Origin of the sequence: Bosea sp. OAE506 (assembly GCF_040546595.1) — a bacterium.
Lineage (GTDB): Bacteria > Pseudomonadota > Alphaproteobacteria > Rhizobiales > Beijerinckiaceae > Allobosea.
On the sequence record NZ_JBEPOB010000001.1, the window covers coordinates 4,411,809 to 4,426,282 of the forward strand.

Sequence of the window (14,474 nt, forward strand, 5' to 3'; positions counted from 1 at the left end):
TCACTCCGCCGGCTGCGGCGCGGCGGCGGGCTCTACCCGCGATCGCCGCGGTGCCGCCAGCCGGAAGCGCCGATCCGTCAGCGAGAGCGCGCCGCCCAGGGACATCACGATCGCGCCGATCCAGATCAGCAGGATCAGCGGCTTGTCGTACAGCCGCACCGCGATGGAGCCGTCGCCCTGCGGCTCTCCCAGCGCGACATAGGCCTGGCTGAGGCCATCGGTGCGGATGCCGGCCTCGGTCGTCGGCATGTTGCGTGCCGTGTAGACGCGCTTGGCGGCCTCGAGCGGGGCGAGTTCGCGATTGCCGGAGAAGAGTTGGAAACGCGCTACCTCGGCCCTGAAATTGGGGCCGCTGCGGGGGAGGACGGATTCGAGGACGACAGTGTAGCGGCCGCTGGTCAGGCGTTCGCCCGGCTTCAGTACGCCGATGGCCTCTGTGCTCCAGGCGGCGGCGGCGATGCCGATGACGCTGACGCCGACACCGGCATGGGCCAGCGCCGTGCCCCAGGCCGAGCGCGGCAGGCCCTTGGCCCGCGACAGCATCGCCGGCCAGCCGCTGGCACGGGCGAAGATGCGGTCCCCGAGATCGAAGGCCGCGCCGAGCACGAGGAAGACACCGAGACCGACGCCGAGCGGCGCCAGCACCGGCCCGCCCCAGCTCCAAGCCACGAGGGCGAAGGCCGCGACGAGGGCGAGCGCGAAGGCGGCGAGGTTGCGCTGGGCCGCGCCCAGCAGGTCGCCGCGCTTCCAGGCCAGGGTCTGGCCGAGCGGCAGCAGCAGCAGCAGCGGCACCAGCACGGGCACGAAGGTCGCGTTGAAGAAGGGCGGGCCGACGGAGATCTTGTCGCCCGTCACCATCTCAAGCACCAGAGGATACAGCGTGCCGACGAAGACCGTGGCGCAGGCGGTGGCGATGAAGACGTTGTTGACGACCAGCGCCCCTTCCCGGGAGACCGGCGCGAACAGGCCGCCCTGCCGCAGCAGTGGCGCCCGCCAGGCGAAGAGCGCGAGCGAGCCCCCGACGAAGAAGACGAGGATGCAGAGGATGAAGAGGCCGCGCGCGGGGTCGGTCGCGAAGGAGTGGACCGAGGTCAGAACCCCCGAGCGGACGATGAAGGTGCCGAGCAGAGAGAGCGAGAAGGTCAGGATCGCGAGCAGGATCGTCCAGACCTTCAGCGCGTCGCGCTTCTCCATCACCACGGTCGAGTGGATCAGCGCCGTGCCGGCGAGCCAGGGCATCAGCGAGGCGTTCTCGACCGGGTCCCAGAACCACCAGCCGCCCCAGCCGAGCTCGTAATAGGCCCAGTAAGACCCCATCGCGATGCCGAGCGTCAGGAAGACCCAGGCCAGCAGCGTCCAGGGCCGCACGGCGCGCGCCCAGACCGCGTCGATGCGCCCATCGATCAGCGCCGCGACGGCAAAGGCATAGGTGATCGAGAAGCCGACATAGCCGACATAGAGCAGGGGCGGATGGATCGCGAGGCCAAGGTCCTGGAGGATGGGGTTGAGGTCCTGGCCGTCGGGTGGCGCCGGCACCAGCCGCCGGAACGGGTTCGAGGTCAGCAGGGTGAAGGCCAAGAAGGCGACCGTGACTATGCCCTGCGCGGCGAGCGTGCCGGCCCGCAGCCGCACTGGCAGCGAACGGCGCGAGAACGCGACCAGCGCCCCGAACAGCGTCAGGATCAGCACCCAGAGCAGCATCGAGCCCTCATGGTTGCCCCAGACGGAGGTCAATTTGTAGATCAGCGGCTGCGTCGAATGCGAGTTGGCGACGACGTTCTCGACCGAGAAGTCCGAGCGGACATAGGACGTCACGAGCGCCGCGAAGGCGAGCGCCACCAGCATGAAGCAGGTGACGGCGGCGGCCGAGCCGACACTGGCGAGTGCACGATCGTGACGCGCCACGCCCCAGAGCGGAACGATCGACTGGACGACGGCGACGCCCAGCGCCAGCGCCAGCGCGAAATGGCCGATCTCGACGATCATGAACGCCTCATGGTGCGGCCTTGGCGGCCGGTTTGGAGGACGCGGCCGGCGCAGCGGGGTCGCCGGGCTGCCAGTGCCCCTGCTTCTTCAGCGCATCCGCGACCTCGCGCGGCATATAGGTCTCGTCATGCTTGGCGAGGACGGAATCCGCCCGGAATTGCGTACCCCCCTGGAACACGCCCTCCGTCACCACGCCCTGCCCTTCGCGGAACAGATCCGGCAGCAGGCCCTCATAGCTGACCTTGATGACGGTGCGGCTGTCGGTGATCGAGAAGGCAACGCGCTGGCCTGGCCCGCGCGTGACCGAGCCCTGCTCGACCAACCCGCCCAAGCGCATGCGGGTCCCCGGCGCCACGCCCTTCTCGGCGATTTCGCTCGGCCCGTAGAAGAACACGATGGTGTCGCGCAGCGCGAACAGCACCAGCCCAGCCGCCAGGCACAGCACCGCGCCCGCCGCGCCGATCAGCAGCAGCCGTCGCTGCTTGCGTGTGTAGCGGCGCCGCCCGGCGAGCGGCCGCGCAGGCTCGACGGTGGTCATGGCGCGGTCTCCTTCAGGGCCAGTTCCTCCGCCAGCGCATCGAGCGCGGCCGCTGCCGCGGCATCCTGCGCAAGTCGCGTCCGCGCAAGAGCCAGCGCCTCGCGCGCCGCCGCCTTGTCGCCGAGCACGACCTGGGAGCGGATCAGGCGGGTCCATTCCGGCAGGGACCCTCCGCCTGCCTGCAGACGTGCCGCGAGCCCGTCGACCATAGCACGGATCGCCGCCTGCTGGTCCGCCGGCGCAAGGGAGGCCAGGCCGCCTGCCTTCTCGGCATCGAGGCGCGCCAGCCTCTGCCGCACCGCCTGCGCCCAGGGCGCGTCGGCCGGGGCTTCGCCGAGCAGCGTGCGCAGCGCCTCGGCCGCGCCCGTCGCGTCGCCGTCCTGCTCCTGGCCGATCGCGAGGAAGAAGCGCGCCCGCGCGTTCTTCGCGTCCATGCGCAGGGCGTCGGCGAAGCTCGTGCGGGCCGCCGCGGTGACGACGCCGCCGGCCGCCAGCGTGCGCGCCTCGCCGAGGCCGGCATGAGCCTCGGCGCTGGCCTCGCCGTGGCGGATCGCCTGGGCGAAGGCAGTCGCCGCGTCGTCATAGCGGCCCTGGCGCATATAGACCGGGGCGACGACCGACCAGCCTTTGCCATCGGTGGGATTGGCTGCGAGATGCGTCTCGATGCGGGCGAGAGCGAGCGCGAAATCCTGGCGGGAGGAATCGGCCTGAAGGCGGGCCGCGAGCGGCTCATCCGGCCGGCCGGGCGAGCCATAGGCGCCGTAGACCAGCAAGGCCAGCAGCGGCACGCAGGACAGGGCCAGAGCCGAGCTCGCGCGGCGACGGCGCAGCGACGATTCGGTCTCGCCCTCCGGGCCGCTCTCGTCACCCGAGGCGCGCAGCAGGCGGCGCGCTGCCTCGGCACGGGCGGCCTCGGCCTCGGCCGGACCGATCAGCCTGCGCCCGAGATCGCGGTCGATCTCGCCGAGCTGCGAGCGGTAGAGGCTCCTGGCATCCGCGACATCGGCAAAGGCCAGCGCGCGGCCCCGCCCGAGCGGCCAGAGCAGGGCGAAGATCGCCGCCCCCGTCATGAGCGCGAAGATGATCCAGATCAGCATGCCACGCTCATAGCCAAAACCGGCGTCGGCTTCATGTCCGAAGATGGCGACATAGGGTCACGCGGCATGGGCATGGTCAGACCGAAGGGAGGATGAGGCGGGCGCGTAGACCGCCCAGCGGCGAGCGCTCGAGCGCGAGTTCTCCACCATAGAGCTTTGCGAGATCGACGACGATGGAGAGGCCCAGGCCGGAACCGGGGGTGGCCTCGTCGAGGCGGCGGCCGCGCTTGAGCACATCGGCCTGCGCTTCGTCAGGCAGGCCCGGGCCGTCATCGTCGATCAGCAGGGTGATGCGCCCTGCCCCGTCGGGCCGGTCGAGCGACACTGTCACCTTCGCCCTGGCCCATTTGAACGCGTTGTCGAGCAGATTGCCCAGCATCTCCTCGAGATCCTGCCGGTCGCCCCGGAAGCGCACCGACCCCGGGACGGCGTGGCTGCCGGCGATCACTCGGCCCTGGGAGATCTTGGCGAAGGTCCGGATCAGCGCATCCAGCGAGGGGGCGACCTCCGTGACGCCGCCCAGCGCGCCGGAGAGGGCCGCGGCACGGGCCCGGTCGAGGTAATACTGGACCTGGTCGCGCATGACGGCAGCCTGGGTCCGCACCGTCTGCGGCAGATTGCCGTCGCCCGCCTCGGCCTCGTTCAGCATGACGCTGAGGGGTGTCTTCAGCGCATGGGCGAGATTGCCGACCTGCGTGCGGGCGCGGTCGAGGATCTCGTGATTCGCGTCGATGAGAAGATTGAGCTCGCCCGCCAAAGGGGCGAGATCGGGCGGATAGCTCCCGGCAATGCGCGGCGCCTCCCCGGTGCGGACCATGCCGACCGCGGCGCCTAGCCGCTTCAACGGGCGCAGTCCGTAGCGCACCTGAACGATGGTGGAGGCGACGAGGGCAAGTCCCAGCAGCACGAATGTCATCGTGAGAGCGAGCCGGAAATCGCGGATATCGGCGTCGATCTCGTCCGAGGGGGCCGCGACCGCGACGGTGAAACGCCCATCCTCGCCGACATCGATCTCGCGCTCGAGAATGCGCAGCGACCGGTCGTCGGGGCCTGAGATGTAGCTCTCGCGCAGGCCACGGGCATTGGGCGCGATCGGCTGGTCGAGCAATTTCGGCAACTGGCCGCCCACCAACGAGCGCGAGGCGCGAATGCTCGGCCGTTCGCCGTCGAGGCGGATGATCTGCCAGTACCAGCCGGAGAGCGGCAGGTCGAAACGGGGCTCGCCGAGATCGCCGATCGCCTGCCGCTCGGTCTCGGGCGGCGCGGCGAGGTCGGCGATCAGTTCCTTGATGTAGACGCTAAGTCGCTCGTCGAAGCCACGCTCGGCCGAGCGGCGGTAGAACGTGGTCAGGCCGAAGCCGGCCAGCATCAGCACCAGCGCACAGCAGATCGCCGCCGAGATGAAGAGCCGCGCGCCCAGCGAGTAGCGATGCGAGCGGATCGGCATCGGTAGCGATCAGACTTTTTCGGGCGCCGCTGCGATATAGCCCAGCCCGCGGACCGTCTCGATCACCTCGACGCCGAGCTTCTTGCGCAGCCGCCCCACGAAAACTTCGATCGTGTTGGAATCGCGGTCGAAATCCTGGTCGTAGAGATGCTCGACCAGCTCGGTCCGCGAGACGACGCGACCCTGATGGTGCATAAGATAAGCCAGCAGCCGGTATTCGTGAGACGTCAGCTTGACCGGGTTGCCGTCGACCACGACGCGGCTGGCGCGGGTGTCGAGGCGCACCGGGCCGCAGACCAGTTCGGAGGTGGCGTGGCCGGCGGCGCGGCGCAGCAGGGCGCGGACGCGGGCCAGCAGTTCCTCGACATGGAAAGGCTTGGTGACGTAGTCGTCGGCGCCGGCGTCGAAGCCGCCGACCTTGTCGCTCCAGCGGTCGCGCGCGGTCAGGATCAGAACCGGCATGGTCTTGCCGGCGCGGCGCCAGCCCTGGAGCACGGCGACGCCGTCGACCTTCGGCAGCCCGAGATCGAGGATCACCGCGTCATAGGGCTCGGTCTCGCCGAGATAGAGCCCTTCCTCGCCGTCGAAGGCCTTGTCGACGGCGTAGCCGGCATTCTCCAGCGCGGTGACGATCTGGCGGTTGAGGTCCTTGTCGTCCTCGACGACGAGCAGTCTCACGGCGGGTCATCTCCTGTTGGGCGGGCCCCAGACCAGCGGGCTCAGCGGATGGTGCCGACCTTGCCCGAATGGCCCTCGAGCGTCACCCGGGCGACTCGGCCATCGCGCTTCAGCGTGGTCACCACATAGACGTATTCATCCCCCTGCCGACAGAGGCGGATGCGGACGACCTCGCCGGGCGCGGCCTGGCGGGCATGGCGCGAGGCCTGCGCGGGCTGGATCACCCTCCCCTCCGCCACCGCGTCGCGCGTCTCGTCGGCGGACAGGCAGGCAATCGGCTCCGGATTGTCGATCGTGACGATCGGCAAGGGCGGCGCCAGCAGGGACAGGGCGATGACGGTTTCGAAGGGCATGGTCGACATCGGCTAATCCTGCACGCGTGAACACGCCATGAATGCTGCGGATCGCGGCGATTATGTCAGCGCACGGGCAGTCGTCCAATGTATTCGTGCCCGCGCCCTGCCACCGCGCTGATCTGGGCGATCACGATCTCGATCTGCGGCTGCGGTGCGCCAAAATCGGCCAGTTCCGAGGCCGCGGGATAGAGCCAGACCGCCTCCTGCGTCGTCGTGCGCCGCAGTTCGATCCCCTCCTGCCTGACCGCGATCTCCCAGCGCTCGGTCTCCTCGCCCAGCGGAACCTCGGCCAGATCCCAGGAATCGCCGTCGATGCGCGTGCGCCGGATCCAGGACAGCCTTATGCCTTCGGCCTCCCGGCGAGCACGGGGATGGACGGGAGCCAAGGGCAGCAACGCAGCCGAACCGGCTGCGGCCGTGATCTCGACCACGCTCGCATCGGCGATGTCGCGCTGAACGGGTCCGATGCGGTAACGCCGCGCCACGCCCAGATCGGCGAGATCATCGGTGAGAGTGACGGCTGCTCCGTCGAGCACGACGACCCGCGAGCCGGCTGGCAGGCTCCTCCCGGCGGCGGGCTAGGAGCCCGCGATGCCCCTCACGAGGCCCGAAAGGCGGAAACGCCCGGGCCCGATCAGCTCGGCCTGCGAGGCCGTCACGATCTCGACCGCGCCCGTCGCATCGAGCAAGGCGATCGCATTGGCACCCGCCAGCGCCGCCTCGGGGGTCACTGATGCGAGAACGCCGCCGCGCAGGCGTATATCTAGCACGGCGTGGCGGTCGCTGCGCCAGAGCGGCCCCGGCGGCAGCACCGTCAGCGTCTCGCCGGCGATCGACGGCGCCTCGATCAGTCGCAGCAACGCAAAGGACCCTGCGTCGTCGGCCTGCCAAATGGCGAGCGCGCCCGGCCAGGGCGAGGCGTAGGCGGCGAGGGACAGCAGCGGCGGCGGCTGCGTCCGCACGATCGGCAGGGCGAGCGGGATGGCAAGCGGCCGGCCCGGCAGGGCCGGTGCGCTGCGCGGCGGGCGCGGCAGGCTGGGGAGCGAGCCACTGCGGTAGATTGCAGGTTCCACCGCCCGCGCACTCGCGCGGCGGGTGGGCCCGTCCTCGATCCGCGTCAGGCGGAACAGCCTTTCCCCGTCATCGACGGCGAGCGCCACGACGTCGCCGGGCTCGAGCTCCAGCCGATCGGGCGAGAGTTCGAGGTCGAGGGCCTCGCGGCCGGCCCAGATCTCCTGCAGTCGCCGATCCGCGAGGCGCTGGCCTTCCGCGAGGCGGGTGACGATCGGGGTCTCCACGCCGATCTCGCGCCGCGCGCCGCCGGCCAACCGTCGGGACAAAACTGCCGCCGTGCGGTAGTCGCTCTCGCCATCTGTGAAGCCGAGCCTCAATTCGAGCGGCAATTCGCTTTCCTGGGCCCGGCGCAGCGCATAGGGCCGCCCTTCCCGATCAAGCACGAGATCGTCGAGGCCCAGCACCCGCGCCACCGTGCCGCCGCGGCCGCGAAAGACCAGCCGTCCGCCGCTCATCGTTGCGTCGAAGCCGAAGGCCTGGGCGAGCGGCTCCAGCGCCTGCCTCGCAGAAAGCGGGCGTTCCAGCACATAACCGTCGACGAAGCCGTCGACGGCGATCCCGTCGGCCGCAGGCAGACCGAAATCGGAGAGGATGCGCCGCAGCAGGCGGTCGGCCGGCGTGCCTTCGATGCGGCCGTTGAGCCAATGGCCAGTGTCGTGGGCGGCGCCGTCGGCCCAGATGCCGCCAAGATCGGGAAAGGCCGGGAACGGCCTCGCATCATAGCTCCAGACGAAGATGTTGGCGGAGTCGACCATCCGCAGACCGCTGACCGGGTGCACCGGATTGCGATGCGCCTCGAAGCCGGGTCGCGCCGGATCGAAGCCCGAGAGGATGGCCTCGAGACCGCGCGCCTGGACGAGATCGTCCCGCGCCCCGCTCGAAAAGGGCGGAACGCCGCCCTCTGTGGATTTCGCATCGGGGAAGACGTTGGGCGCGTTTGCACCCTTGTCGACGGCCGGAATGCCGATCTCGGTCAGCCAGATCGGCTTGGCGCCCGGGATGTAGGGCGTCGCCAGCGTTTCGATGCCACCCACGCGCTCGATATGCGGCTGCGTCCACCAGCCGACCAGATCCTTGGGCCGGAAGACCCAGGGCTTGCCATAGGCTCCGTCTTCGATCGGCAGGCGCGTCTGGTCGGCGCGGCCGGTGTCGTCGGCATAGAACCAGTTATAGGCCTCTCCCGAAGTCAGGCGGGAGCGGAGATAGGCGAGATCGGCCGGCCCCGACGCGATGGAAGCGTCGGCGTGGTCGGCGCCGTCGCGCCAGTCGGACAAGGGCGGGTAGAAGTCGATGCCGATCGCGCCGATCGCCGGTGAGGCCCAGAGCGGATCGAGCGGAAAGGCGACATCCTGGCCGTGATTGCGGACATGGGCGCCATATTCGGTCCAGTCAGCCGCATAGGTCAGTGTCGCCGATGGCAGAATGCTCGCGACATCGCCGGCGAGAGCGACCAGTCCGTCGACCATGGGGTAGCCGGCCGCGCCCCGGACGTGGGTCAGGCCCGGCATCTCCGAGCCGAGCACGAAGGCCGAGACGCCACCAGCGATCTGCGCCAGCCGGGCGTAGTGCAGGATGAAGCGCCGATAGCTCCACTCGTCGGGCTGTGCGCAGACAACCCGCTCGTCCTCGGTTGCAAGATCCGCGACAGTCAGGGTCCCGACAAAGGCATCGACCTGCGTGGCGGCCGCAGCGGTCCCGTCCAGACTGCCGCCGACGTCCGGCGCCGGGAAGCAGGTCACCCGGCCCCGCCACGGATAATGCGGTTGTCCCGCGGCGCCGGAGGCCGGGTCCGGCAGAGCGTTGCCGGCGGGAATGTCCATCATCAGAAAGGGATAGAGCACGACCTCGAGCCCATAGTCGTCGCGCAGCCGCCGGATCAGGCGGATCACGCTCTCATCCGAAGGCGTGCCGCCGAAGGCCGGGCGGCCATCGGCCTGGCTGACCACGCGAGCCCCGGCCCGGCTGAGCCCCGCCACCGTCCATTCGGCTCCTACCGTGGGCTTGTGCGCGATCTCGACGCGGGGCGCGACCGTACACTGCTCGGCCCTCAGATCGTCGCCGAACCAGGCCACAACGAGAGCGACCCGTCGCAAATTCGGGCAGAGCGCCATCAGATGGGCAATGGCGGTGTCGGCATCGGCGCCACCGTAGAGCTGGTGCCGGGTGAGGCTCTCGCTGACGCCCGCTTCCGGCTCGTGGCTGACCGCGCGCGTCTCGTAGACGAACTCCCCGGCGCCCGGGATCAAAGTCACGGCCCGGACCATCTGCCCGAGTCCTTCGATGGCGCGAACGACCTCGAATGAAAACTGCGGCACGCGATTGCCGTAGTCGGCGAGCGCAAAGCGCTCGAAGACGACATAGGCGAGGCCGCGATAGGCCGGAGCCTCGCCCGCCTCCTTCGCAGCGATCAGCGGGTCGGGCTCCTGAGCCTCGTCACCCTGGTGCACCCGCATGGCGACGGTCGCGACATCGAGTTCGCGCCCATCGACCCAGATCCGGCGGACGAAGGCGATCGGCCCCTCGCACAGCCCGATCGCGAGATTGGCGTAATAGCTGTAGGTGGTCTCGACGGTCTTCTGCTTGGGGCTGCCCTTCCCGCCGGTCTTGCTGCGCGTGACAGAAACCTTGATCTCCTCCTCGAACCGCGTCGCCCAGATCAGCTGGCCGCCGATGCGGGCGCGGCCGTAGACGCGCGCGATGGCGGCGCCCTCGCTGGAGGCCAGCCCGCTGATCTCGCTGAGGCGCGGGCCCTCGACACTGCGCGTGCCCGCCGAACCGCCGAGCAGAGACTGGTCGATGCGCGCCCCGGCGATGCCGCCGACCGCCTGGCCGATCACGGCCCCGATCGGGCCGCCCAGAGCCGCGCCGAGCGCGTTGCCGGCGACCTGCAGAAGGAGAGTCGCCATCAGTCGCTCGCTCCGGGAAAGGAAAAGACATGGCTCAGATGCCGGCGCCACCAGCGGGTGAAGGCGACCTCCGCGACCTGCGCGCCGTCATGGGCATGGATGATGCGGTCGGGCGTCGAGAGGATCGCGCAATGGCGTGCCGGCAGATGGCTGCGCCAGCGGAACAGCAGCACGTCGCCGGGCCGCTCCTGCCCCGGCGCGACCGGCACGAGGTGGCGCAGCGCGGCCTCGGCGAGCATCTCCGCCCCCAGCCGCTCGGCCCCGTCCTGCGTATGGGGAGGCGGCGCCTCTGGCTCCGGCCCGCGCAGATCGCGCCAGACGCCGCGCACGAGCCCAAGGCAGTCGCAACCGACACCGCGCAGTGAGGCCTGGTGATGATAGGGCGTGCCGATCCAGCATCGCGCCGCCTCGACGATCGCCGCCCGCTCCAGAGGCGCGCTCATCGGAACAGGCTGCCGCCGTCGAGGACGCCGTCGCCTGGCCGGACGCCCCCGATGATGAAGTCGTTGCCTGGAATATGCGGGAAGCCCCGGAAGTTCACTCCGTTGCCGAACCGCCCCCGGCAGGTGGCGAAGCTCTTGTCGCAACCCGGCGAGAGCTGAAAGGCGTCACCCGGCTCGATCCGCGAGGGCGGTGCCTGCCAGAGCTGAAGCGACGCGGTGTCGCCATTGGCGCCATGGCGCATCACCTCGGTGACGAAGCCGGTGTTCGCGCCCGCCGTGAAGACGAGCCGCCCTCCGGTGAAATGGCCGTCGGGAAAGCTGGCCAGCGCAGCGGCGGTGAAGCCGAGCCGTCCGTCGGTCGCGCTGACCGTCGCGGGCGTCGGCACGATGGTCAGCCCGCAGCGCAAATCCCCAAGGTCGGCCGAGCAGGAGCGCGTGTAGAGCCGGCCCCGCTCCTCGTCGAAGGCCTTGGCGAGGCCCCTCACCTCCGCGGTGAAGGCACCGTCCCCCCGCCGGATCTCTCCGACGAAGCCGGTCTCCAGCAGCAGCCGCTGGTCGGGATCGGCCCAGTTGACCAGCCAGACCGCGACGCGGGCATCATCATACAGCCCCCGGGCGAGATCGGCCTCGTTCAGGCCGGTCGCCGCGAGGGCGCCGGAAACCTCGCCGCCGCCGATCGCGAAGCCGAGTTCGGCCGCGGTTTCCGCGGCCTCCAGTCCGGTCTCGGCAGCGAACGTCACGCCGTCGAAGACAAGGGCCGCGTCATGATCGGTGAAGCCCAGCACGACGCCGTCGCGGCGGGTCAGGCTCCAGCAGCGGCACAGGGTCGTCGCACCCTGGGCGAGATGCGCGACCAGGGCCTCGGGGATGTCTCGCATGGCACCGCTCGCTTCAGGGGATGATTTCGACGACGGGGATGCGCGGAATCTCGCCGGCCTCGAAGGCCGAGAGATCGACCTCGATGGCGTCGGTGTCGAAGCGCACCGGCACTTCGAACAGGAACCCAGCGGTCACGACGGCACCCGGCGGCGGCGCGTGACCGGCGGCAAAGGTCACAAGGCCGGTCGCGGCATCGCAGGTGACATGAGCCGGATCGACGACCACGCCGCCGACCGCCATCAGCACCTCGTCTTCGACCGGCTTGGTGATCGTCCTGCGATAGGTGGGCGATGCCGATGCCGTAGTGCTTGCAGAGCGCGAAACTGCGGGTGATGCCGTCACCGGTGCCGATCGCCTGGTCCGTCGCTGCAGGCGTGGCGGAGGGCGCGCAACTCTTCCAGTCGAGCGGATCGCGCCAGCGGAAGCCGTAAAGGCGGCCCCGCCTCTCTTCGAAAAAGGCGACGACCTCCGCCAGCGCGTCGAGCGTGCGGATGCCGAAGCCGGCGTCGTAACGGCGGCGGGATTGGGCCCAGCGGCTGTTGCGCCGCTCGCGGCCAGAGGCCAGTGCAACGATCTGCGTCAGACGCTCCGGACCGCCGCGGGCTCCGCGCGCAATGGTGGTCGGAAAGCGGATTTCGTGAAAATCGCTCATCACCACCTCCCTCAGAGCGCTCGGCTGCCGCGCGCCACGGCCCGCGCGATGGCGGCGGAGAGCTGCGCCTCGGAGCGGCGGAAGCTGTCGGCGTCTGGCGTAGAGACCTGGACGACGACATTGAGCGGCCGCCTCGCCTCGCCGGACGAACGGACGCCGAGCTTGCCGTCGGCCCCCCGGCTCAGTGGCAGGATCGCCTCAGCCCCGCGCTCGCCCATCAGGCCGAGGCCCCGGCCGAGCGGGAAATAGGCCGGCGATGCGATGACCCCTCCGTCGGCGAAGGGCGCAACGGGGGCGGCGCTGGCGCCCGAGCCGCCGAAGCCGAACCCGCCGAAGGAGCCGGCGAGCCCCTTGAGCCCGCTGCCGAGCAGGTTCGACAGGCTGCTCTGGAGGGGTTTCAGCGCCGATTTGAGCAGGCTCTCCGTAATCGAACGGCCGACGCTGCGCAGCACCTCGTCGAAGCGCTTGCCCTCAATGATGCCCTTGGCGAAGGCGTTGGTGATCGATTTGCCGAAGCTCGCGGCCGATTTGTCGAGGCTCTGGGTCAGCGAGCCCAGGGTCCGCAGGTCGGAGAGGCGGGAGGAGAGGTCGATCTCGTCGTCGGCCATGGCGGACCTTTCGGGATGGAGTGAGAGCGGCGCGATTCAGGCGTCGGGATGGGCTGCCATGAGCGCCAGAAGCGCCGAGCGTGCGGGGGCTCCGGCGTCATGGCCGTAGCGATGGGCCTTCAGTGCCGCGGCGATCTCGCGCGGCGTCGCGTCCCAGAAGATGTCGGGCGCCCAGCCGAGACGGCCGAGCCCGAAGGTCATGATCTCGGCCCAGGGAAAAGGCGCCGCCGGGGGCGTCAGGCCGCCGGCGGCGCCGGAGGGCGGATATCGGCCTCCGGCGTGGCCGTACCGTCCGTAGTATCGCCGAAGGTTGCCTCGAGCAGAGCGATGGCCGCTCGGATGCCGCCGTTCAGCCCGCCATCGAAGGCCATCTCCCTGACCTCGTCCTCGCCGAGCGGCCTTCCGGCCCCGCGCAGCCCCGCTGCCAGGATTCGCGCGACGTCGCGCGCCGACAGCCGCCCCGTCGCAAAGCGCTCGCCGAGCGCGGGAAGGCTGTCGACGGCGAAGGCCTGCTCGAGTTCAGCGAGAGCGCCCAGCGTCAGCCGCATCGGCAACGCCTGGCCCTCGACCATCAGGGCCGTCTCGCCCCGGTACCGGTTGACCATCGCCCTCTCCTCACAGTGCCGCAAAGGCGACCTGGCCGGCGGATTCAAGCGAGAGGTCAAAGGTGACCTCGCCCGCATGGTCCCCGCGATATTCGAGGCTGGAGAGCTGGAACGGGCCCGTCACGGTGCCGAAATCCGGCACCACGACCTGCCAGTTTCGGATCGCCCCATCGAAGAAGATCTGGCGCACCAAGGCGTCCGAGGCCTCGTCCTTGAAGATGCCGGCCCCGCTGATGGCGGCACGGCGCATGCCGGCACCGGCCAGAAGCTCGCGCCAGCGCCCGGCTGATTCCGAATGGGTGACGTCCACGGCCTCGGCATTGAACGAGATCTGCCGGGCGCGCAGCCCCGCTACCGTCACGAACGCACCTCCTGCATCCGCCGCCTTGAGCAGCAGATCCTTGCCCTTCTGTGCCGACATCCGGCCCTCCATCATCCCGTGATCGTTGAATTCAGAGCGCTTCCGTCACGGCTCGGAACCGGAGCACGACGAAGGCGAGGCCGGTGGCGCCGTCCCGGGCCAGGCGGCTGGAGCGCCAGCGCAGATTGACGATCCGGTGCCCGGCCAGCGCCGGCATCGCCTCGTCCAGGACGGTGACGATGCGCGCAGCCGCTTCCAGCGCCAGCCGCGAGGAACCGCTCTCGCCCGCCCAGACGGTGAGACCAAAATCCTGCTCGCAGCCGCGTTCGCTGCCGGTCGACCAGTCTCGCGCCTCGACCTCGCCATGCACGGCATAGACGCCGTTAGCGCCACGCGGCGCCTCGTCATGGATGCGGCCCGGGCCGATGAGGGCGGTGAGGCCGGCATCGGCCTCGAGCGCGACCTGCACCGCTGCGCGCAGGGTGAGGATCGCGTCGCTCATGGCCCAAGCTCCCGCACCAGGCAGACAAGGCGACGCCGGTCGCCATCAGGGTCGGCGACGGCGCGGATGTCGTAGAGATGGTCGCCGTCGCGCAGGCGCTGGCCCGCATCGACACCGGCACGCCAGCGCAGCGTCACGCGGTGGGTCGCGCTCTGCTCGGGCCGCCCGCGACGCCATTGCTCGGCACCCGACAGCCACTCCACCCGCGCCCAGAGAGCGGCGATGGTCGCAAAGGCCTGGGTCGTGCCCCCGAGCCCGTCGGCGCTCGCGACCGGCGCTTCGAGAACGAGGCGCCGGCGCAGCGCGCCGACCTCGCTGCCGTTCGGATGGTTCGACGCCATC

14 protein-coding genes and 2 pseudogenes are annotated in these 14,474 nt (G+C 70.3%); all 16 read right to left on the reverse strand.

Annotation, left to right across the window (positions count from 1 at the left end; translation table 11 throughout):
* Complete coding sequence (locus ABIE41_RS21455) at positions 1–1,986, reverse strand: heme lyase CcmF/NrfE family subunit (RefSeq protein ID WP_192642258.1); 1,986 nt, start codon at positions 1,984–1,986, stop codon at positions 1–3.
* Between the two features lie 7 nt (positions 1,987–1,993).
* On the reverse strand, positions 1,994–2,524 hold the full coding sequence (ccmE, locus tag ABIE41_RS21460) for a cytochrome c maturation protein CcmE (RefSeq protein ID WP_192642259.1): 531 nt from the start codon (positions 2,522–2,524) through the stop codon (positions 1,994–1,996).
* Complete coding sequence (gene ccmI / locus ABIE41_RS21465) at positions 2,521–3,621, reverse strand: c-type cytochrome biogenesis protein CcmI (RefSeq protein ID WP_192642260.1); 1,101 nt, start codon at positions 3,619–3,621, stop codon at positions 2,521–2,523. Before ccmI ends, ccmE begins: the two co-directional genes overlap by 4 nt.
* A 76-nt stretch (positions 3,622–3,697) precedes the next feature.
* Positions 3,698–5,068 carry a sensor histidine kinase gene (locus ABIE41_RS21470; protein WP_192642261.1) on the reverse strand — a complete coding sequence of 457 codons (1,371 nt, stop codon included), beginning with the start codon at positions 5,066–5,068 and terminating at the stop codon, positions 3,698–3,700.
* Positions 5,069–5,077: 9 nt separating this feature from the next.
* Complete coding sequence (locus tag ABIE41_RS21475; RefSeq protein ID WP_066725926.1) at positions 5,078–5,746, reverse strand: response regulator transcription factor; 669 nt, start codon at positions 5,744–5,746, stop codon at positions 5,078–5,080.
* A 41-nt stretch (positions 5,747–5,787) separates the two neighbouring features.
* Positions 5,788–6,108, reverse strand: coding sequence for a PepSY domain-containing protein (locus tag ABIE41_RS21480; RefSeq protein WP_192642262.1), 321 nt, complete (start codon positions 6,106–6,108; stop codon positions 5,788–5,790).
* A gap of 56 nt (positions 6,109–6,164) precedes the next feature.
* Positions 6,165–10,082 (reverse strand): annotated as a pseudogene (locus tag ABIE41_RS21490) (baseplate multidomain protein megatron).
* The gene (locus tag ABIE41_RS21495) at positions 10,082–10,525 is read right to left on the reverse strand and encodes an NlpC/P60 family protein (RefSeq protein WP_192642263.1); all 444 of its coding nucleotides are present in this window, start codon (positions 10,523–10,525) and stop codon (positions 10,082–10,084) included. Before ABIE41_RS21495 ends, ABIE41_RS21490 begins: the two are co-directional and overlap by 1 nt.
* The gene (locus tag ABIE41_RS21500) at positions 10,522–11,403 is read right to left on the reverse strand and encodes a DUF2163 domain-containing protein (RefSeq protein WP_192642264.1); all 882 of its coding nucleotides are present in this window, start codon (positions 11,401–11,403) and stop codon (positions 10,522–10,524) included. Before ABIE41_RS21500 ends, ABIE41_RS21495 begins: the two co-directional genes overlap by 4 nt.
* A gap of 13 nt (positions 11,404–11,416) precedes the next feature.
* Positions 11,417–12,056: pseudogene (locus ABIE41_RS21505) on the reverse strand (phage distal tail protein, Rcc01695 family).
* Between the two features lie 11 nt (positions 12,057–12,067).
* Positions 12,068–12,664 carry a phage tail tape measure protein gene (locus ABIE41_RS21510; protein ID WP_192642266.1) on the reverse strand — a complete coding sequence of 199 codons (597 nt, stop codon included), beginning with the start codon at positions 12,662–12,664 and terminating at the stop codon, positions 12,068–12,070.
* A 36-nt stretch (positions 12,665–12,700) separates the two neighbouring features.
* Positions 12,701–12,904, reverse strand: coding sequence for a phage tail assembly chaperone (locus ABIE41_RS21515; protein ID WP_354193521.1), 204 nt, complete (start codon positions 12,902–12,904; stop codon positions 12,701–12,703).
* Positions 12,901–13,269, reverse strand: coding sequence for a gene transfer agent family protein (locus ABIE41_RS21520; protein ID WP_192642268.1), 369 nt, complete (start codon positions 13,267–13,269; stop codon positions 12,901–12,903). Before ABIE41_RS21520 ends, ABIE41_RS21515 begins: the two co-directional genes overlap by 4 nt.
* A 10-nt stretch (positions 13,270–13,279) precedes the next feature.
* The gene (locus ABIE41_RS21525) at positions 13,280–13,690 is read right to left on the reverse strand and encodes a phage major tail protein, TP901-1 family (protein ID WP_192642269.1); all 411 of its coding nucleotides are present in this window, start codon (positions 13,688–13,690) and stop codon (positions 13,280–13,282) included.
* A gap of 31 nt (positions 13,691–13,721) precedes the next feature.
* The gene (locus tag ABIE41_RS21530; protein ID WP_192642270.1) at positions 13,722–14,132 is read right to left on the reverse strand and encodes a DUF3168 domain-containing protein; all 411 of its coding nucleotides are present in this window, start codon (positions 14,130–14,132) and stop codon (positions 13,722–13,724) included.
* On the reverse strand, positions 14,129–14,473 hold the full coding sequence (locus ABIE41_RS21535; RefSeq protein WP_192642271.1) for a phage head closure protein: 345 nt from the start codon (positions 14,471–14,473) through the stop codon (positions 14,129–14,131). The genes ABIE41_RS21530 and ABIE41_RS21535 overlap by 4 nt, the downstream gene beginning before the upstream one ends.
* Position 14,474 lies beyond the last annotated feature (1 nt).